Origin of the sequence: Rhizobium metallidurans (assembly GCF_014196505.1) — a bacterium.
Taxonomy (GTDB): domain Bacteria; phylum Pseudomonadota; class Alphaproteobacteria; order Rhizobiales; family Rhizobiaceae; genus Rhizobium; species Rhizobium metallidurans.
In genome coordinates, this window is record NZ_JACIDW010000001.1 from 174,355 (window position 1) to 193,534 (window position 19,180).

Here is a 19,180-nt window from a genome sequence, read left to right on the forward strand (position 1 = left end):
ACTTAAGTCGGGCCGTGCGCCATTTGAATTCCCGTATTCGAATTCCCATATATTTTTCAGGAAAATCAGGATTCGGCACCGTGAGCTGGCAGATCGCGCACCGTAATTTACCGAAATCGAACCATAAGCTGTTGCTTTCTGCGACAAAACCCGGTTGCTTAAGAATTTCCACCGGTTTGGTTGATAGTGTGGATGCGGTACGTAAGACAAGACGGCTTGAGGAATGCCACGCTTGGCATCAGGTTCCAATGAGGATCACGTTAGCGCGGTGGGGTCGGACCATTTTGAAAAAGCGATGAGTAAAGATCTCTTTCAAGTAAAGTTCTGGGGCGTTCGCGGCAGTATCCCGGTCTCCGGACCTGAGTTCGATCGTTATGGTGGCAACACCTCTTGCATCGAGATTCGCTGTGGCGAACACCGCATGATCTTCGACGCGGGCTCTGGCGCCCGCGAGGCTGGGCTTTGCATGCTCAACGATCAGGTCCGCGACGTCGATCTGTTCTTCACCCACTGTCACTATGACCACATCATCGGTCTGCCGTTCTTCAAGGCCATCTATTATCCGGCGATCGATCTGCGCATCTGGTCCGGTCATCTCGACGGCAAGATGACGACGCGCGAGATGATCGAGCAATTCATCAGCCCCCCATGGTTCCCGGTGAAGACCGACATCTGTCAGGCGACGATGAGCTTTCGCGACTTTCACGCCGGACAGGTCCTGGAGCCTCATCCGGGCGTCAGGATCAAGACTTTCATGCTCAATCACCCCGGTGGGGCGATCGGTTATCGAATCGAGTATCAGGGCCGCTCCATCGCGCTGATCTACGACATAGAACATACGCCCGGTCACCATGATCCGGTCGCGCTGGAAATGATGAGGGACGTCGATCTCGCCGTCTACGATTGCACCTACAACGAAGACGAAATGCAGCGCTTCAAGGGCTTTGGCCACTCGACGTGGGAGCATGGCATCGAACTGGCGAAGATGGCGGGCACCAAGCAATTCGCGCTCTTCCACCACGCGCCCTCGCGCACCGACGCGCAGCTGGAAGCCATGGAAAAGCAGGCCCAGGCCGCCTTCCCGGCCTCGTTCGCCGCCCGCGACAACCAGGTTCTCGAACTCTAGACCAGCTAGCTCTCGACCAGTGACGTTGCCGATGCCCATCTGACCGCCGGATGGGCGCTCGTCTCGGTCAGAAGGTTGGAGAGAAACGCCCAGGCGGTCTCGTCATGCACCAGATGATGCGTGAGAATGCCGATCGGCTCCGCGTCATCATCGAAGCGAGTGCGCAGTTCCGCTACCACATCGGCAACCAGCTCGGCATGTGGCCTGCCGCCACGGATGCCGTGCCAGTTCATGATATCGACATGCGTGTTGAGCAGCTTGATCGGGCTATCCGCCTTGGCAGCCCCATAGACGGACAGTACCTTAAGATCGAGCGTCGGCAATTCCGCGATCAGCGCGCCGCTGATCCGGTTCCAGGGCGGCACCAGCATCGGCATGAACCGCCGCCCGAACAACCGCTGCAGAATGGCAAAACCGTCGCGCAGTTCACCAAGCACGACATCAGGCGCGCGATGCGCGCCAAGTTCCTGCTTCTTCTGGTCAGGTCCCGCGTGGTTGGTATGCGACCATCCATGCAGGGCCACCAGCGCATGCCGCTCGTCAGCCAGCCGCGTTGCCAGCGCCTCGCCCGTGGACGCCGGAATGACGGCGAGCGTCAAGGGCAGGCCGGCATCGGCGGTTAGCTCCAACAGCTTCTCCAGCGCCGGCGTCGGCTCGATCGCGTCGTCGTCGCGAAGCCAGAAACGGGCGACCTTGCCAGCGGCCTGCCACCGGTCAAGCTCGGTCAGCAATGGCGTCCAGATGTCATGAGCCGTCATCGTTGTTTTCCTGTGTATCTGCATAAAATGTCGTCGAGCACCTTTGCCGCGATATCAAGCGATCTTTCGCTCAAGACAAAGCGGCGCGCGGCGCGCGCCATCGCCGTGCGTCTGGAGGGATCGTCGAGCAATGCGTCGATCGCCGAAGCGTAGGCGGCAACATCCCCTTCCGCTGTCAGCAATCCGGTCAAGCCAGCCTGGACGACTTCGGGAACCCCGGCCGTATTCTGCGCGACGACCGGCAGGCCCGCGGCTTGTGCCTCGAGATAGGCAAGCCCATAAGCCTCGCCGCAGCCCGGCCATACGTAGACGCCCGCTTTGCCGAGCTCTTGAGCGATACCATCCGCGCCACGCTCTCCAAGCCAATCGATCCTTCCCGGCTCGAATGCCGAAAAGAGACGCTCAACCTCACCGCGCATCGGACCATCCCCCACGACGGCGAGCGTCCACTGCTTGTGCCTGATCGCGGCAAGCGCTTCGGCAAGCATCGTGTAGCTTTGCATCTTGTCGCCGGCGCGCATCATCGCAACGGTGATCAGCCGCGTCGGCTCCGGTACTGGCTGCAGCTCTTCAAATGCCGTGGTGTCGATGAAGGGGGCAAGTGCCGCGATGCGCGCTTCAGGGATCGCCTGCTCCAGGCCCAATCGATCGCGCCGCGTGAAGGCGATATTGATCGCGGCATCCCTGACCATCGCGCCGATCCGCGCCTGGTGCGGCGCCCAGTCGGTCTGATCGCGCTTGGGAGAGTAGGAAGCTTCCGCGGTAACGAGGGGAAAGCCGAATTCCGCTGATAGCGCCGGCCCGAAAGGGTCCACCGATTTGTAATAGGGGTGATAACAGAACCATAAATCAGCCTTGCCCGCGCTCGACCACTTGGCCCGCAGTCGCTGCAGCTCGCAGGCCATCTCGCCTTCGAGGCCGACCGCCGCTTCCGGTGTCGACGCAAAACTGCGGAATTCGGACGCGATTTCCACCGTGTGCCCACCCATCTGCAGGGCGCGGATCAGCAGCCGCGCCATCAGCCGATCCCCCGATGGCACCGGATGGTTGGGCGACTTCAGCGGCGCGTAGAATGCTATGCGCATGAGGTCATCCATATTGAGACGCAGTGTTCAAAACCGGCCCCTGTGCCCGCCGGGCGAAAGTTTGCTATGGTCTTCATCCTTACGGCTTGCTGACGAACATGTGACGTGCACGGACGGTCGAAAGGCGGCACTAAAACCTCAATTGCCCTATCACTAGTGCAAATGTGATTTGGGTTTCAAGAACGGGATTGAATGGCGAGCGTCGCGGCAGGCAGCAGCATTTTTTCGGAACGCTCGATCAGGCGCGCGCGGCTGGGCTCCGGCCTTGTCATGTTCGCCTTTGTGCTCCTGCATTTCTCCAATCATGCGCTCGGCCTCATTTCCGTTACCGCGGCGGAAGAAGGCAGGCGGCTTTTCACCGCACTGTGGCGAAATCCGGTCGGCACCTTGCTCCTGTACGGCGCGATTTTGACCCATATCGCACTCGTCATGCGATCGATCTACGTCCGGCGCAGCCTTGTCATGCCGAAGGGCGAGCTTGCGCAGATCGTTCTTGGCCTGGCAATTCCCATTTTGTTGATCGACCATGTCGTCGGCACGCGTGTCGTCAGCGCGCTTTACGGATACCGCGACAATTACGAAACGGTCGTGCGCACGCTGTGGATTACCGCGCCCGGCAACGGGTTGCGCCAGGTCGTAGCACTCGTTGTGGTGTGGTTCCACGCCTGCATCGGCCTGCATTACTGGCTACGTTATCGCACCTGGTACAGCAATATACAGGCGTCTCTGCTGGTCGTGGCCATCCTCTTGCCTGTGCTGGCCATCCTCGGCTTTATCGAAATGGGCCGCACCATTGCCGAGCCAGCCTATGAGGGAATTGCCAATGTCGGCAGATACGAGGCGAATCTCAATTCGCGCTACATGAAGGATCCGCAGGCGGTCGCGCAGGTCACGATGATCCGCACCGGCCTTTACGGGTCGTTCGCGGGCGCTCTGTTTCTCGTCTTCGCGGCAAGGACGCATCGCCGCTGGAAGGAGCGCGCCGACCAGATCACCGTGCATTATCAAGGCGGGGAACTGGTGCGTGTTCCGCGCGGCTCCACGGTTCTCGAAGCGAGCCGGCTTGGGGGTATCCCGCACTATTCCGTCTGCGGTGGCAAGGGTCAGTGTTCCACCTGTCGGGTGCAAGTGCTGAGCAATCTCGACGCCCTCCCCGCGCCCGACCGGATGGAGCAATCGACGCTGAAGCGGATCAATGCCGCGCCCGACGTCCGGCTTGCCTGCCAGTTGCGCCCAACCCACGACGTGACGGTGGTGCCGCTGCTTCTTCGCGCGGCCGAAGCGGCCCTCCCCATCAACACGCAGGAAACGGCGCCCGGTCGAGAACGCGAGATCGCCGTCCTCTTCTGCGACATTCGCGACTTCACCGCCCTCACCGAGGACCGCCTGCCCTTCGATATCGTCTTCCTGCTCAACCGCTATTTCGCGCTGGTCGGCAATGCTGTCGAAAAGGCAGGTGGCCGGGTGGACAAATTCATCGGCGACGGCGCAATGGCGCTCTTCGGCATCGGCACTTCGCCCGAGGAAGCCTGCCGGCAAGCCCTGACGGCCGCGGCGTCGATCGCACGCGACATCCAGAAGCTGAGCGAGGAACTGTCGGACGAACTGTCGATGCCGCTGCGCATCGCCATCGGCATTCATACAGGCCCGGCGGTGGTGGGAACGCTCGGCTTTGGCCGCGCCCGCAGCACGACTGCGATCGGCGACATGGTGAACGTCGCCAGTCGCCTGGAGGCGGCCGCGAAGGAATTCGAGGTCGCGCTTGTCGTCTCCGAACCGGTGGCCGCGCTCGCCGGCGCCGACATGCGCGGCATAGAAAGTCGTGAAATCAGCGTCAGGGGCCGCGCGCTGCCCTTGAAAGTCTATGTCATTCCGCGAGACAAGGCGATCGAACTGCTCGAAGGACAGACCTGATGCCGGGCCAATCGCGGCTGACCGCCAAATACTGGACAAAACGCTGGCGCAAGGCGCGCAACGCGATCGCGCGCAGGCTGCTTAACACGCGCACCGGCCGCCGGATTTTGATCGAAAGCATCGGGCCGCGTGTCGTCTCCATGACGGTCGATGCCGGCGATCACCTGATGACCTTTTCTCCCGCCGACTACATCGGCCGCAAGGTGTTTCGCAAAGGTCATTTCGAGCGCGATCACGTCGACCGGTTGCTGACGATCCTGCGCCAACGCGGCCTGTTGCGAGGCGACAAACATCTGCTCGAGATCGGCGGCAATATCGGCACGCAGACGGTGTATTTCGCGCTCAGCGGCGCCTATCGGCACATCGTCACCATCGAACCCGACCCACGCAACTTTCCGCTGCTGCAGCTCAACCTGCGGCAAAATCGGCTCGACGACAAAGTGACTGCTGTGAATTGCGCCGCCGGTGACATGTCGGGCGAGATCGACTTCTTCATGAATGCCAATAATCACGGCAAGAGCAGCGCGATCCGACAGAGCCCGAGCGACACGAAAATCAGCGTCCCGGTTCGGCCAGTGACGGAGATATTGGCCGACCTTTCGATCGAGCCCGCCGCGATCGGCCTGATCTGGATGGATATCGAAGGATACGAGCCGGTCGCCTGCCGGTCCATGGTTCCGCTCCTGTCGCGCCGTGTGCCGCTCTACATGGAGTTCACGCCAAGCTTCTACGGCCCGGAGCGGACAAACGAGTTCATCGCCACGCTTGCCGGCTTCTACGATCGCTGCCTTGTCTTCTTCGAAGATGGAGAGAAGGAAATGGCCGTGAAGGAGCTGCCCGGCGACATCGACCAATACGACGTGCTGTTCCTGCCCTGATCAGCGCCGACGGTAAAGGTAGTAGCGGCCTTCCTTGATGCCTGGTGGAAGCGGCAGCGGCTCGAGCTCGGGCCGTTCAATGGGCAGACCACTGACAGCGATGCCGCCCGTTGCCAGAACGCCGACCATCAGTTGCGGCAGCCACGTCAGCGTCACCGCATCGATCTCGTCGTGCCCCGTGCCGATATCGGCATGCGCGAGAGCAGCACCGATACCGACGAACGCCTGGCCAGATTCGCGGATCTCGCCTGTCACCATGTTCTCGGCAGGCGGCGTCGAGGAGGAATAGGAGCGCACATCGCGGTCGAAGGCGATGATGCGGCGATCGGGAAAATGCTCGCGCAGATGATCGTAGGTGCGGCCGTTCCCAAGCCCGAATTCCAGCACTGGGCCCTCGATTGGCTGAACCATATCGACGATGGAGTTCAGAATATCACGCTGGGCCGTCAAACGGCGAATGAAGCTGTCGAGGCGGCTCATCTGCGACTATGTCCGTTCGTAAGTCTTGAAAGCGGATGTCGGGACATCGCGTTCGTGGGAAGAAAGGATGGATGCAAGCCCGCGTTGCAGGCATATGCGCTGGCGACAGAGCTAGCGGCAAAGGTTCAAGCGCGCAAGCAGGCACGCGCCGGCACGCGGCAAACTCACATGAAGGTTATCGTCTTGCCGGCCGCATGTCGAATTGGAATCGGGCAAGATCGGCCCGAGCCGAAAATGGCATTGCCGCAGATCGGGCTGTCTGTTCTAAGTTCTGGTATGAACGACATTTCGAACGACAGCTTCTTCGCCGGCGTGCCGGTCTTCGATCAGTTCGAGGGCGTCACCGATACAAACAACTATCGGCGCCTGCCCGATGATTGGGTGCTGGCGGTCGCCGATATCGTCGGCTCGACGCAAGCGATCATGGATGGGCGCTACAAGGACGTGAACATGGCGGGCGCGAGCGTCATCTCCGCTGTGCTGAATGCGCTTGGGAAGGGCGACTATCCCTTTGTTTTCGGCGGCGACGGCGCGATCGTCGCCCTGCCCGGCTCGATGGAAGCGGCTGCGCGTGACGCGCTTGCCGCGGCTCAGCGATGGGCCGAGGAAGATCTGCAGCTGACGTTGCGCATTGCCCTGGTGCCGATCAGCGACATCCGGCGCGAGGGACTGGACGTGCGCGTCGCGCGTTATTCGGCGAGCCCGTTCGTCAGCTACGCGATGTTCGCGGGCGGCGGAGGCAGCTGGGCAGAGAAGCAGATGAAGGAGGGCAACTATGCCATCGAACCGGCGCCAGCAGGCGCGCGCCCGGATCTGACCGGGCTTTCCTGCCGCTGGAACCCGATCGAATCCAGCAACGGCGAGATCGCTTCGATCATCGCGGTGCCGGGCGAGCGTGGCGTGACGCCGGAATTCCGAAAGCTGGTCAGCGACGTGGTCGCCATCTCCACCGAGCAGAGCCGCGATGCGCATCCGGTGCCAGCCGACGGGCCGGCGCTTGGCTTCTCGCTGAAAGGTATCAACCGGGAGGTCCGCGCGACGGCGCCGCACGCGGGGCGGCTGCGGCAGCGTATCATCATCATGCTGCAGATCGCGCTCACCGTTGTCCTGCACAAGCTGAACCTGAAATTCGGAAGCTTCGATGCCCGGCTCTACAAGCGCGATGTCGCCGGCAACTCCGATTTTCGCAAGTTCGACGACGGCCTGAAGATGACGCTCGACATCGACGCACATCGTCTCGGCCTCATCCGCGCGCTGCTGGAGAAGGCGCAGGGCGACGGCATCGCGCGCTATGGGCTTCACAGCCAGACATCGGCGCTCATGACCTGCTTCGTGCCGACGCCGCTTTCGCGCGATCATATGCATTTCATCGATGGAGCAAGCGGCGGCTACGCGGTCGCCGCCAGCCAGATCACCGGCAAGACGCTGTCGATCGACGAGGTCACGCCTTGACGATCGTATCGGCGGCGATCCCGAGCCGCGCGAACACGTTGCGCGTGTCGACAATCAGCGCGCCGCTTTCGGCAAGACTCTTGTAATCGACGCCATCGTGATCCGTTGCGATCAGGATCGCGTCATAGCCTGCCAGCACCTCGTCGGTAAGCGCCACGGAGCGACGCCCCTTCAGAGCCTGATACTCCCGCGTGGATGGAATTTCGGGCACATGCGGATCGTGATAATCCGCCCGGCCACCACGCTCCTCGATCACCTCGATCAGCCGCAACGACGGACTTTCGCGAATATCCGCCACGTTTTTCTTATAAGCGAGGCCGATCATGAGAACGCGCGAGCGGCTAAGCGCCTTGCCGACACGAATATCCAGCGCTTCCGCAAGCTTGCCGACCACATAACGCGGCATCGCCGAGTTGATCTCGCCGGCGAGTTCGATGAAGCGCGTCGGCAACTCGTATTCCCGCGACTTCCAGGTGAGATAGAAGGGATCGATCGGGATGCAGTGACCACCCAGCCCCGGACCCGGATAGAACGGCATGTAGCCGAACGGCTTGGTCTTTGCCGCATCGATCACTTCCCAGACGTCGATGCCCATGGCCGCGTAGACCGTCTTCAACTCGTTGACGAGCGCGATGTTGACCGACCGGAAGATGTTTTCCGTCAGCTTGACCGCTTCGGCGGTGGCATTCGACGACACTGGAACCACGGTCTTCACGGCGGCGCCATAGAAGGCCGACATCAGCGACAGGGCCTCCGCGCCGTCGCCGGCGACAACCTTGGGGATCGTGGCCGTGTTGAAATGCTGGTTGCCGGGATCTTCACGCTCCGGCGAGAAACCGACGAAGAAGTCCGTTCCGGATTTCAGGCCGGTCTTCTCGAGGATCACCTTCACCACATCGTCGGTGGTCCCTGGATATGTCGTCGATTCCAGCACGACGAGCTGGCCCTTGCGAAGATGCTCGGCGATCGTGCGCGAAGTCGCCTCAACGAAGGACAAGTCGGGATCGCGGTGCTTGGTCAATGGCGTCGGCACGCAGATGACGATGACATCGCAATCGGCAAGGCCGGAAAACTCGGTCGTCGCGGCAAACCGTCCGGCATCGATCTCGATTTGCAGATCGGCGCTGTTGACCGCGTCGATATAGGAGCGGCGCGCATCGATGGCGACGATCTTCTTCGGATCGACATCGAACCCGGTGACGGGGAAGCCACTGCGGGCAATCGCCATGGCAAGCGGCAAGCCGACATAGCCAAGGCCGATGATACCGGCGCGCGCCGTGCGGGTCTCGATCTTGTTTGAAAGAGCGTCGAATACAGAGGTGCTTTGCAAAGCGGGTCTCGCCTAAAACAGAAAGGATCTCTGATCTAGTGTAAGAGCGCGGCGAATTAAACCCGCCAAAAGCCATATTGGACAACTGACGAGAACGTGACCGCGAGATGCGCCTCCGACAGCCGCTCATACCGGTGTTGTGAAAATATCTCGCCGCTTGCCGGGCGTTTGACCGACAAGCGGAATTTCGAGACGCCGAGGGCAAGCTGTGCGACGTGCCGCGACCGCGGATAGCTTCATGCGATAACAACCCCGGGCCGACGGCCTGGGCTTGGCCGAATAAAATGCAGAAATGTCCCCAATTTCAATGTGTTCGTCATCAACTGGACACCCTGATTGCCGTACGCTAGTGTCGTCGTAAAGGGAACGAAGAAAACTGGGGAATTTCATTGGTATGGCGTCCGCGTCCGATCTGCTGCGCATTGAAAATCTTGATATCTCCTTCTCGGTTTTCGGCGACAAGCTGCGTGTCGTAAAGAACGCGAATTTGCGCATTTTGCCCGGCAAGGTGACGGCGCTGGTTGGCGAGTCCGGTTCGGGCAAATCGGTCATCAGCCAGAGCATCATGGGTATCCTGCCAAACTCGGCTCAGGCATCGGGAAGCATTGTCTTCACCGACCCTCTGGATGGCAAGGCCACCGATATCCTGCAATATTCGCGCGACAGCGAGGAGATGCGGGATTTGCGCGGCCGACGGATGGCGACGATTTTTCAGGAGCCGATGACGTCGCTGTCGCCGCTGCACACCGTGGGCAACCAGATCAGCGAATCGCTGCTGATCCATACGGAGGCGACGAAAAAGGAAGCGCGGCAGAAGACGGAGGAGATGCTCGGCCTCGTCGGTTTCGCCAATCCGAAGCGGACATTCGACATGTACCCCTTCGAACTGTCGGGCGGCATGCGCCAACGCGCCATGATCGCCATGGCGCTGATCTGCAAACCTGCCCTTTTGATCGCCGACGAGCCGACGACGGCGCTCGACGTGACGATCCAGGCGCAGATACTCGAACTTCTGCGGGATCTGCAGCACAAGCTCGGCATGGCGATGCTGCTGATCACCCACGATCTCGGCGTCGTCGCCAACATGGCCGACGAAGTGGTGGTGATCTACCACGGCGAGATCATGGAGGCCGGACCGGTGGAATCGATCTTCCGCAATCCGCAGCACGCCTATCTGAAGGGCCTGATGGCCGCCGTTCCGCACTTCGATATGCGCGAAGGCGAGCGGCTGAAGGCGTTGCGCGACGTGCCCGTCAACCTCGAATCCCTCGTCGGCAAGAAGAGAAAGGTCGAGATCGAGGGGCCGGACGTCCTGCTATCGGTGAAAAATCTCACCAAGACTTTCAAGACGCGCAACCGCGGCCTGTTCGGCATGCGCGATCACGCGGGCGTTCGAGCGGTCGACGATGTCAGCTTCGATATCCGCCGTGGCGAGTGTCTCGGACTGGTGGGCGAATCCGGCTGCGGCAAGACGACCGTCAGCAAGATCCTTATGCGGGCGATGGCGCCGGACAGCGGCTCGGTGATCTTCAACGATGGCAAGGATGTCGTCGATGTCCTGTCGGTGACCGGCGACGACCTTCAGCAATTGCGCACCAATATCCAGATGGTCTTCCAGGACCCTGTGTCGTCGTTGTCGCCGCGTATGACCGTGCGCAACATCCTCAGCGAGCCGCTCGAGATCCATGATCGTGGCGACGGCGCCGAACGCAATCGCAAGGTCGAGGCGCTAATGGGCGCGATCGGGCTCGATAAGCGCTATCTCAACCGCTATCCGCACAGCTTTTCCGGTGGCCAGCGCCAGCGCATCGGCATCGCCCGCGCGCTGGCGCTCGGGCCAAAACTCATCATTCTTGATGAACCCGTCTCCGCACTCGACGTTTCGGTGCAGGCGCAGATCCTCAACCTCCTGAAGGATCTCCAGAAGGAACTCGGGCTGACCTATCTGTTCATTTCGCACAATCTGGCCGTGGTCGATTACATGGCCGATCGCATCGCGGTCATGTGCAAGGGACGTATCGTCGAGATCGCCCCGCGTGAAATCATCCTGCGCGATCCCGTTCACCCCTATACGAAATCGCTCCTGGCAGCCGTGCCGTTCCCCGATCTCGACCGGCCGCTCGACTTCGAAGCCCTTCGCAAAAACGGCGCGGCGGACAAGCAGAACTGGGGCGTGACCTTTACCGCCGAGCACGACGACGCATCGGAACTCGCCTATGCCGACCTCGGCAACGGGCATTTCGTGCGTGCGCGCAAAGGCGCCGACGTGAAGGAGTTGCGCGCATGGTAACGCGTCGTGGTTTCATCGGGGGACTGGTCGGAGCGACCATTGCCCCCTCATTGGCAAAGGCGGTGGGCGACCGCGATATCGAACCCGAATTCCTGCGTGACTGGCTGCGGGCGGGCCGCATTCCGCCGATGGTGGAACGCCTGCCGACCCATCCACGCATCATCAACATGAAGAAAGCCGGGCTGCAGCCCGGCGTCTACGGCGGCACCGTGCGCACCATTATCGGCAGCGCGAAGGACATCCGCTACATGACGGTCTACGGTTATTCGAGGCTCGTCGGCTATGATGAAAAGCTGCAGATCCAGCCCGACATCCTCATGGGCTTCACCTCGGAAAACGACGCCGTCTTCACCTTCTATCTGCGGGAAGGGCATCGCTGGTCCGATGGATCGCCGTTCACCGCCGACGATTTCCGCTACTGGTGGGAAGACGTCATCCTCAACAAGGAGCTGACGCCGGGCGGCGGCGCGCTGGAACTTCGTCCTCACGGGAATCTGCCGCGGTTCGAGATGCTCGATCCCCTGACCGTGCGCTACACCTGGGAACGACCGAACCCGAATTTCATGCCGGCGCTCGCCGGGCCGCTGCCGCTGGTCATCTACGGTCCAGGCCACTATCTGAAGCAGTTCCACAAGAAGTATCAGGACGACTTTCGTCTCTCCGCGTTGATGAAGGAGAACCGGGTCAAGAAGTGGGTCGATCTGCACATCAAGATGTCGCGCGCCTCGCGACCCGAAAACCCCAGCCTTCCATCGCTCGACCCATGGGTCAACACGACAGCGCCGCCTGCGGAGCAGTTCGTCTTCGTGCGCAATCCGTACTTCCATCGGATCGACGAGAACGGCGTGCAACTGCCCTATATCGACCGGTTCATCATGAACGTCAGCTCGTCCTCGATCATCGCCGCCAAGGCTGGCGCGGGCGAATCCGACCTGCAGGCGACTGGTGTCGACTTCACCGATTACACGTACCTGAAGGACGCCGAGAAGCGCTTCCCGGTAAAGGTCAATCTCTGGAAGCAGATACGCGGCTCGCGCGTGGCCTTGCTGCCGAACCTGAACTGCGCCGACGATGTGTGGCGCAAGCTGTTCCGGGAGACGCGCTTCCGGCGCGCGCTTTCGCTCGCCGTCAACAGGCACGAGATCAACATGGTGGCGTTCTATGGCCTCGGCAAGCCAAGCGCCGACACGGTGTTGCCAGATAGTCCGCTGTTCAAGCAGGAATATGCCGACGCCTACATCGCCTATGATCCCGACGAGGCCAACCGGTTGCTCGACGAACTGGGACTGACCGAGCGCGACAGCGAAGACATCCGCCTGTTGCCGGATGGACGCCGCGCCGAAATCACGGTGGAAACCGCGGGCGAGAGCAATCTGGACACCGACGTGCTCGAACTCGTGCGCGATCACTGGCGCCAGGTTGGCCTTGCGCTCTATACTCGCACCTCGCAACGCGACATCTTCCAGAACCGCGCGATGAGCGGCCGCATCATGATGTCGATCTGGTTCGGCATCGACAACGGGGTGGCGACCGCCGACATGTCGCCCAGCCAGTTGGCACCGACCATGGATGACCAGCTGCAATGGCCTCTCTGGGGCATGTACCATCTGTCCGCCGGACAGAGCGGGACCGCGCCCGACCTGCCGGAAGCCGAGCAGCTTGTGGCCCTGCTCAGCCATTGGGGCGCGACCTCGCGCTTCGAGGAACGGCAAGCGATCTGGCACCAGATGCTGTCGCTCTACACGCAGCAGGTCTTTTCGATCGGGCTGATCAACAGCACGCTGCAGCCCGTTTTGAAGTCGGCGAAACTGCAAAACGTGCCGGAGCAGGGCCTCTACGGCTTCGACCCGACATCCTATCTCGGCATCTACATGCCCGACACCTTCTGGTTCAAGGAGGCCTGAGCGATGCTGAGATACATTCTCTGGCGCATCGCCGCCATGGTGCCCACGCTGTTCGTGATCTCGGCGCTGGTCTTCACCATTATCGAACTGCCACCCGGCGACTTCTTCGAAAGCCAGATCGCCGAGTTGCGGGCGCAGGGGGAAAGCGCCAACCTTCAGGAGATCGAGGAACTCCGCAAACAGTACGGCTTCGACAAGCCGGCCGTGGTCCGCTATTTCTACTGGGTCGGCGGCATGCTGCAGGGCGACTTCGGCTATTCGTTCGAATACCAGCTGCCGGTCTCGGAGGTCGTGGGCGACCGGTTGTGGCTCACCATCCTGGTGTCGTTCTCAACCATTCTGCTGACATGGCTGATCGCGTTTCCGATCGGCATCTACTCCGCGACCCACCAATACAGCTGGGGCGATTACGGCCTGACGCTGTTCGGCCTGCTCGGCATTGCCATTCCGAATTTCATGCTGGCGCTGATCCTGATGTATTTCGCCAATATCTGGTTCGGCGTCACCATCGGCCACCTGATGGACCAGAAATTCCTCGCCGAGCCGATGAGCTGGGAAAAGGCGCGATCGATCCTCTCGCATCTGTGGATCCCCGTCATCATCGTCGGCACCGCCGGCACCGCCGGAATGATCAGGCGGCTTCGCGCCAACCTGCTCGACGAGATGCAGAAGCAATATGTCGTGACGGCGCGTGCCAAGGGCCTTCATCCGCTGCGTGCGCTGGTCAAGTATCCGCTGCGCATGGCGCTGAATTTCTTCGTCGCCGACATCGGCTCGATCCTGCCGTCGATCATATCGGGGGCGGAGATCGTCGCCATCGTGCTGTCGCTCGAGACCACCGGCCCGATGCTGATCAAGGCGCTCCAAAGCCAGGACATGTATCTAGCCGGCTCCTTCCTGATGTTTCTTGCGTTCCTGAACGTCATCGGCGTGCTGATATCGGACATCGCCCTCGGCTTCCTCGACCCACGTATTCGCCTGCAAGGCAGGAGCACCAAATAATGTCGCCCTTGCCCCCACCCGGCGCGCCGCTGCCGCACTTCGTTTCGACAGCGCCATTCGATCCGATGGCGACCGAAACGATGACGGCCGCACAATCACGCATCCACCTTGCTTCGCAAAAGCAGCTCATGTGGTGGAAATTCAAGCAGCACCGCCTGGCGGTGGCATCGGCGGTCTTCCTCATCGCCGTCTACCTGATGATCCTGATCGTGGAGTTCGTGGCGCCTTACAGCCTGCACACCAAGAACGTGGATTTCATTCATTCACCGCCGCAACGCATCCATCTGTTCGACAAGGGAAAATTCGTCGGACCCTTCGTCTACGGACGCACCATGTCGCTCGATATGGACACGCTGCGGCGGACATATACCGACAACCCCGACGATGTTCAGCCCATCCGCTTTTTCTGCCGCGGCGATTCCTACAAGTTCTGGGGTCTCGTGCAATCGAATGTCCACGTCGTCTGCCCGGCGCCGGGGGGGCAGATGTTTCTCCTCGGGACCGACCGCCTGGGACGCGACGTGCTGTCGCGCATTCTCTATGGCGCCCGTATTTCTCTGACCATCGGGCTGATCGGCATATCGATCAGCTTCTTTCTGGGCATTGTCATCGGTGGGCTTGCCGGATACCGCGGCGGTGTATTCGACCTGATCGTCCAACGGCTGATCGAGGTGCTTCAGTCGCTTCCCAGCCTGCCGTTATGGATGGCGCTGGCGGCGATCATGCCGGTGACGTGGAGCCCGCTCGTGATCTATTTCGGGATCACGATCATTCTCGGGATCATCGACTGGACGGGTCTGGCGCGTGCCGTGCGCTCGAAGCTCTTGGCTTTGCGCGAGGAGGATTATGTGCAGGCGGCGCAGCTGATGGGTGCCAGTACGCCGCGCGTGATCGGCCGGCATCTCGTGCCGGGCTTCATGTCGCATCTGATTGCCTCCGCGACGATTTCCATTCCCAGCATGATTCTCGGCGAGACGGCGCTGAGCTTCCTCGGGCTTGGCCTTCGCCCGCCAATCACCAGCTGGGGAATCCTGCTCACGGAGGCCAAGAGCGTAAGTGTTATTGCGTTCTATCCGTGGTTGCTTTTCCCAATTATACCGGTGGTCTTGGTTATTTTGGCGTTCAACTTTCTGGGAGACGGCTTGCGCGATGCGGCAGATCCCTACAAATAACGGCCCACGATTGATCCTCCCCCGATCGGTCGCCAGCGCCGTTGGAAGCAGCGGTGCTAGATGATGAGTAGCCCGGAAGGAATGTCCATGGCCCGGCGCCTGGAAGACGCACGCATCCTGATGTACAGCCACGATACGTTCGGGCTCGGCCATCTGCGACGCTGTCGCACCATCGCGCATGCGCTGGTCGAGGACTATCGCGGCCTGAACATCCTGATCATCTCGGGCGCGACGATCGCCGGCGCTTTCGACTACCGCGCCCGCGTCGACTTCGTGAAGGTGCCGAGCGTGATCAAGCTGCGCAACGGCGAATATACGTCGATGGCAAGCCATATCGATCTTCAGGATACACTGAAGATGCGCGAATCGATCATCCGCCACACGGCCGAGACGTTCCAGCCCGACATCTTTATCGTCGACAAGGAACCGATGGGCCTGAAAGGCGAGGTCGAGGAGACGTTGGCCTATCTCAAGGCGCGCGGCACGAAACTCGTGCTTGGCCTGCGCGAGATCATGGACGCCCCTCACCTGCTCGACGCCGAGTGGAAGAAGAACGGCGTGATGCAGAAGATCGATCAATATTACGATTCGATCTGGGTCTATGGCCCGCCCGATTTCTACGACCCGCTGGTCGGCCTCGACGTGCCCGCCAGCGTTCGCCGCAAGATGGACTTCGTAGGCTTCCTGCAGCGCAGCGTCTCGGCCAACAAGACCTCGATCAATGCGCGAAATGACGACTATATCCTCGTCACGACCGGTGGCGGCGGCGATGGCTCCGATCTGGTGCACGACGTGATGAATGCCTACGAGCAGGACCCGACGTTGCAGCAGAAGGCGCTTGTCGTGCTCGGCCCCTACATGCCGGCCGCGGAGCGCACCGCGCTGGTCCAGAAGGGCGCCAAGATCCCCTACATCCAGGTTATCGAATTCGATAACAACATGGAGGAGTTGATCGCCGGCGCTTCGGGCGTGGTGGCGATGGGTGGCTACAACACCTATTGCGAAATCCTCTCTTTCGACAAACCCGCGCTGATCGTGCCTCGCGTCAAGCCGCGCGAGGAGCAACTCCTGCGCGCGAGGCGCGCCAGCGAACTCGGCCTTGTCGAGATGCTCCTGCCGGAAGCATCGGCCGACGCCACGGTAATGGCCGACGCGCTGAAGCGCCTGCCGCACCGTCAGCCGCCCTCGATGAGCGGCTCCAACATGCGGCTTGAAGGCCTGAACCATATCTCCGAGACAGTTGGCAGCTGGCTCGACAACCGTGGACGCCACCTTTCCGTCGTCGGCGCCGAGTGAAAGTCGTATCATTGCCGCCACGCCGCAAACTGCTTGTCGTCTTGAAGGGCTACCCGCGCCTTTCGGAAACCTTCATAGCGCAGGAATTGCTCGGTCTGGAGAAGGCCGGGTTCGACCTGACCCTGATCTCGATGCGTCGCCCGACCGACAAGAAGCGCCATCCCGTCCATGACGAGATCAAGGCGCGGGTCGTCTATCTGCCGGAATACCTGCACGAGGAGCCGGTGCGGGTGCTGAAGGGGCTGTTCTCCAGCTTCCGAAAGCCCGGCTTCGGCGCGCTGATCAAGCGCTTTTTCAAGGACTTGCCGCGCGACATCTCTCGCAATCGCTTCCGCAGGCTTGGCCAGGCGATGGTGCTCGCCCGCGAATGGCCGGATGGCGGCCAGTGGCTGCATGCGCACTTCATCCACACGCCCGCGTCCGTCACCGAATATGCGAGCCTTTTGACCGGCGTGCCCTGGACTTGCTCGGCACATGCCAAGGACATCTGGACATCGCCCGACTGGGAGCTGACGGAAAAGCTTTCCAGCGCCCGGTGGGCCGTCACCTGCACCCGCAATGGCTACGAGCACATGCACACGCTGACATCGCGCAAGGACGCCGTGCATCTCAGCTATCACGGTCTCGACCTCGCACGCTTCGGCCATTTTCCCGGCGAGCGATCCGCGGACGATGGCAGCGATCCCACGAAACCGGTTTTCCTTCTCAGTGTCGGACGGGCGGTCGAGAAGAAGGGGTACGACACCTTGCTGCGTGCGCTGGCGCTCCTGCCCGGCGATCTGCACTGGCGTTTCGAGCATATCGGCGGCGGTGACGAGCTTGCGAAGCTGAAAGCACTGGCAGCCGAGCTCAAACTCTCCGAGCGCATCATCTGGAAAGGCGCGCTGGCCCAGGAGGACGTCCTGGATCACTACCGCCGCGCCGATCTCTTCGCGCTCGCCTGCCGCATCGCCGCCAATGGCGATCGCGACGGGTTGCCGAACGTTCTGGTCGAGGCATCGAGCCAGCGCCTGCCCTGCATCTCCACCTCCGTGTCCGGCGTTCCGGAGCTGCTGGTGGACGGTGAAAACGGCCTTCTGGTCGATCCCGATGATCCTAAGGCCCTGGCGAAGGCGCTGGAGACCGCCATTCGCGATCCCGCCTTGCGGAGCAGGCTGGGAGACGCCGCCGAAATGCGCGTACGCAGCCATTTCGACTACAACGCCAGCATCGACCAGCTCAGCCAGTTGTTCCAACAGGAGTGGCAGAAGGCATCATGAGCGCTCCGCGTGTTTTCTTCTACGTTCAGCATCTGCTCGGCATCGGTCACATCGCGCGCGCGAGCCGCATTGCCAATGCCCTGCAGAACGATGGATTCGACGTGACTGTCGTGACCGGCGGCCTGCCTGTCGCGGGCTTCCCGGCGGCGGGGCTGAAGACGGTCGCATTGCCGCCCGTGGTGGCGAGCAACGCCGGCTTTTCAGGCCTCGCCGACGAACGCGGTGTTGCGGTCGACCAGGATTTTATTGATCGACGCCGCGATCTCTTGCTGCGGGCGTTTCACGACACGCGGCCGGACGTCGTCATTATCGAGGCGTTTCCTTTCGGGCGCAGGCAGATGCGCTTCGAACTTCTGCCTCTCATCGAAGCGATCGAAGGTTCGAGCCCGCGACCAAAACTCTTGAGTTCGGTACGCGACATATTGCAGGAAAACCGCAAGGCCGGCCGCGACGCCGAAACCGTGGGCCTCGTGCAGGCGCATTTCGACATCGTTCTCGTTCACGGCGACCCTGGTTTCGTTCGCCTTGAGGACACATTCCCGCTGACACACGATATCGCCGACAAGATCACCTATACCGGGATCGTGGCGCCACCACCGCCCGAGCAGGCGTCGGAGACATTCGACATCATCGCATCCGCCGGTGGCGGAGCGGTTGGAATGGAGCTGCTTGATGCTGCCGCCCAGGCCGCGAAGATGCTGCCGGCTGACCTGCGCTGGTTACTGATCAGCGGCCCGAACCTGCCGGAGGTGGATTTCGCGACCCTGTCGCAGGCGATACCACCGAACGTCACGCTCGTCCGGTTCCGCAAGGATTTCCCGTCGCTTCTCGGCGCCGCGCGCGTGTCCATTTCGCAGGCGGGATACAACACGGTGGGCGACCTGCTGCGGACCGACTGCCGGCCGATCCTGATCCCGTTCGTGGCCGGCGGAGAGACGGAACAGACCGTCAGGGCCGAGCGCCTTGCCAAGCTGGGCCTCGCCGAACTGCTGCCCGAGAAAGGCTTGACGGTGGATCATGTGGCGGCGACGGTGAGCGCGGCGCTCGCGGCTCCAAAGCGAACCACCGCCGATCTCGATATCGACCTTGAGGGCGCAAGACGAACAGCGGAAATCATTCGCGCCATGCTCGCGTGAAACTCTCGCGCTTTATGAAAATCATGTGATATAAAACAGACTCCCGCGAGAATCGGCATCCAGCAATGCACGCCGCTTCGCGTTGTTTTTGTTGAGCG

At 61.4% G+C, this 19,180-nt stretch carries 15 protein-coding genes; 11 read left to right on the forward strand and 4 right to left on the reverse strand.

Annotation, left to right across the window (positions count from 1 at the left end; genetic code table 11):
• Window positions 1-295: 295 nt before the first annotated feature.
• Window positions 296-1,126 carry an MBL fold metallo-hydrolase gene (locus tag GGQ67_RS00800; protein WP_183898284.1) on the forward strand — a complete coding sequence of 277 codons (831 nt, stop codon included), beginning with the start codon at window positions 296-298 and terminating at the stop codon, window positions 1,124-1,126.
• Between the two features lie 5 nt (window positions 1,127-1,131).
• Here GGQ67_RS00800 and GGQ67_RS00805 read toward each other — a convergent pair whose 3' ends face one another.
• Both GGQ67_RS00805 and GGQ67_RS00810 read right to left on the reverse strand, forming a co-directional pair.
• Window positions 1,132-1,884, reverse strand: a complete 753-nt coding sequence (locus GGQ67_RS00805) for a polysaccharide deacetylase family protein (protein WP_183898285.1) — start codon at window positions 1,882-1,884, stop codon at window positions 1,132-1,134.
• The gene (locus tag GGQ67_RS00810; protein WP_183898286.1) at window positions 1,881-2,969 is read right to left on the reverse strand and encodes a glycosyltransferase family 4 protein; all 1,089 of its coding nucleotides are present in this window, start codon (window positions 2,967-2,969) and stop codon (window positions 1,881-1,883) included. Before GGQ67_RS00810 ends, GGQ67_RS00805 begins: the two co-directional genes overlap by 4 nt.
• A 192-nt stretch (window positions 2,970-3,161) precedes the next feature.
• On the opposite strand from GGQ67_RS00810, the gene GGQ67_RS00815 reads away from it, so the two are divergent.
• Together GGQ67_RS00815 and GGQ67_RS00820 are read left to right on the forward strand one after the other, a co-directional pair.
• On the forward strand, window positions 3,162-4,883 hold the full coding sequence (locus GGQ67_RS00815; RefSeq protein ID WP_183898287.1) for an adenylate/guanylate cyclase domain-containing protein: 1,722 nt from the start codon (window positions 3,162-3,164) through the stop codon (window positions 4,881-4,883).
• Window positions 4,883-5,761, forward strand: coding sequence for an FkbM family methyltransferase (locus GGQ67_RS00820; protein ID WP_183898288.1), 879 nt, complete (start codon window positions 4,883-4,885; stop codon window positions 5,759-5,761). Before GGQ67_RS00815 ends, GGQ67_RS00820 begins: the two co-directional genes overlap by 1 nt.
• Here the strand turns inward: GGQ67_RS00820 and GGQ67_RS00825 are convergent, their stop codons facing one another.
• Window positions 5,762-6,241 (reverse strand): class I SAM-dependent methyltransferase, encoded by a 480-nt coding sequence (locus GGQ67_RS00825; protein ID WP_183898289.1) that lies wholly within the window; start codon window positions 6,239-6,241, stop codon window positions 5,762-5,764.
• 276 nt (window positions 6,242-6,517) lie between these two features.
• Here GGQ67_RS00825 and GGQ67_RS00830 point away from each other — a divergent pair, with 276 nt between their 5' ends.
• Window positions 6,518-7,693, forward strand: coding sequence for a DUF3095 domain-containing protein (locus tag GGQ67_RS00830; RefSeq protein WP_183898290.1), 1,176 nt, complete (start codon window positions 6,518-6,520; stop codon window positions 7,691-7,693).
• On the opposite strand, the gene GGQ67_RS00835 is transcribed toward GGQ67_RS00830, so the two are convergent.
• A complete protein-coding gene (locus GGQ67_RS00835) occupies window positions 7,683-9,023 on the reverse strand; it encodes a nucleotide sugar dehydrogenase (protein WP_183898291.1) in 1,341 nt (446 codons plus the stop codon). The genes GGQ67_RS00830 and GGQ67_RS00835 overlap by 11 nt on opposite strands.
• Before the next feature lie 394 nt (window positions 9,024-9,417).
• On the opposite strand from GGQ67_RS00835, the gene GGQ67_RS00840 reads away from it, so the two are divergent.
• The 7 genes from GGQ67_RS00840 to GGQ67_RS00870 all read left to right on the forward strand — a co-directional run bounded on the left by GGQ67_RS00840 (window position 9,418) and on the right by GGQ67_RS00870 (window position 19,082).
• The gene (locus GGQ67_RS00840; RefSeq protein ID WP_183898292.1) at window positions 9,418-11,313 is read left to right on the forward strand and encodes an ABC transporter ATP-binding protein; all 1,896 of its coding nucleotides are present in this window, start codon (window positions 9,418-9,420) and stop codon (window positions 11,311-11,313) included.
• The gene (locus GGQ67_RS00845; RefSeq protein WP_183898293.1) at window positions 11,307-13,217 is read left to right on the forward strand and encodes an ABC transporter substrate-binding protein; all 1,911 of its coding nucleotides are present in this window, start codon (window positions 11,307-11,309) and stop codon (window positions 13,215-13,217) included. Before GGQ67_RS00840 ends, GGQ67_RS00845 begins: the two co-directional genes overlap by 7 nt.
• Before the next feature lie 3 nt (window positions 13,218-13,220).
• Window positions 13,221-14,219, forward strand: coding sequence for an ABC transporter permease (locus GGQ67_RS00850; protein ID WP_183898294.1), 999 nt, complete (start codon window positions 13,221-13,223; stop codon window positions 14,217-14,219).
• Window positions 14,219-15,391, forward strand: a complete 1,173-nt coding sequence (locus tag GGQ67_RS00855; protein WP_183898295.1) for an ABC transporter permease — start codon at window positions 14,219-14,221, stop codon at window positions 15,389-15,391. The genes GGQ67_RS00850 and GGQ67_RS00855 overlap by 1 nt, the downstream gene beginning before the upstream one ends.
• An 87-nt stretch (window positions 15,392-15,478) precedes the next feature.
• The gene (locus tag GGQ67_RS00860) at window positions 15,479-16,687 is read left to right on the forward strand and encodes a glycosyltransferase family protein (protein WP_183898296.1); all 1,209 of its coding nucleotides are present in this window, start codon (window positions 15,479-15,481) and stop codon (window positions 16,685-16,687) included.
• An 11-nt stretch (window positions 16,688-16,698) separates the two neighbouring features.
• Entirely contained in the window at window positions 16,699-17,946 is a 1,248-nt protein-coding gene (locus tag GGQ67_RS00865; protein ID WP_183898844.1) for a glycosyltransferase, read from the forward strand.
• A complete protein-coding gene (locus GGQ67_RS00870) occupies window positions 17,943-19,082 on the forward strand; it encodes a glycosyltransferase family protein (RefSeq protein WP_183898297.1) in 1,140 nt (379 codons plus the stop codon). Before GGQ67_RS00865 ends, GGQ67_RS00870 begins: the two co-directional genes overlap by 4 nt.
• The last annotated feature ends 98 nt before the right edge of the window (window positions 19,083-19,180 follow it).

Bases quoted from the DNA above. Each gene is read 5' to 3' on its own strand.
- GGQ67_RS00815 (WP_183898287.1), top strand. From the start codon at position 3,162: ATGGCGAGCGTCGCGGCAGGCAGCAGCATTTTTTCGGAACGCTCGATC.
- GGQ67_RS00830 (WP_183898290.1), top strand. From the start codon at position 6,518: ATGAACGACATTTCGAACGACAGCTTCTTCGCCGGCGTGCCGGTCTTC.
- GGQ67_RS00870 (WP_183898297.1), top strand. From the start codon at position 17,943: ATGAGCGCTCCGCGTGTTTTCTTCTACGTTCAGCATCTGCTCGGCATC.
- GGQ67_RS00810 (WP_183898286.1), bottom strand. From the start codon at position 2,969: ATGCGCATAGCATTCTACGCGCCGCTGAAGTCGCCCAACCATCCGGTG.
- GGQ67_RS00855 (WP_183898295.1), top strand. From the start codon at position 14,219: ATGTCGCCCTTGCCCCCACCCGGCGCGCCGCTGCCGCACTTCGTTTCG.
- GGQ67_RS00850 (WP_183898294.1), top strand. From the start codon at position 13,221: ATGCTGAGATACATTCTCTGGCGCATCGCCGCCATGGTGCCCACGCTG.
- GGQ67_RS00845 (WP_183898293.1), top strand. From the start codon at position 11,307: ATGGTAACGCGTCGTGGTTTCATCGGGGGACTGGTCGGAGCGACCATT.
- GGQ67_RS00805 (WP_183898285.1), bottom strand. From the start codon at position 1,884: ATGACGGCTCATGACATCTGGACGCCATTGCTGACCGAGCTTGACCGG.
- GGQ67_RS00800 (WP_183898284.1), top strand. From the start codon at position 296: ATGAGTAAAGATCTCTTTCAAGTAAAGTTCTGGGGCGTTCGCGGCAGT.
- GGQ67_RS00820 (WP_183898288.1), top strand. From the start codon at position 4,883: ATGCCGGGCCAATCGCGGCTGACCGCCAAATACTGGACAAAACGCTGG.
- GGQ67_RS00840 (WP_183898292.1), top strand. From the start codon at position 9,418: ATGGCGTCCGCGTCCGATCTGCTGCGCATTGAAAATCTTGATATCTCC.
- GGQ67_RS00825 (WP_183898289.1), bottom strand. From the start codon at position 6,241: ATGAGCCGCCTCGACAGCTTCATTCGCCGTTTGACGGCCCAGCGTGAT.
- GGQ67_RS00860 (WP_183898296.1), top strand. From the start codon at position 15,479: ATGGCCCGGCGCCTGGAAGACGCACGCATCCTGATGTACAGCCACGAT.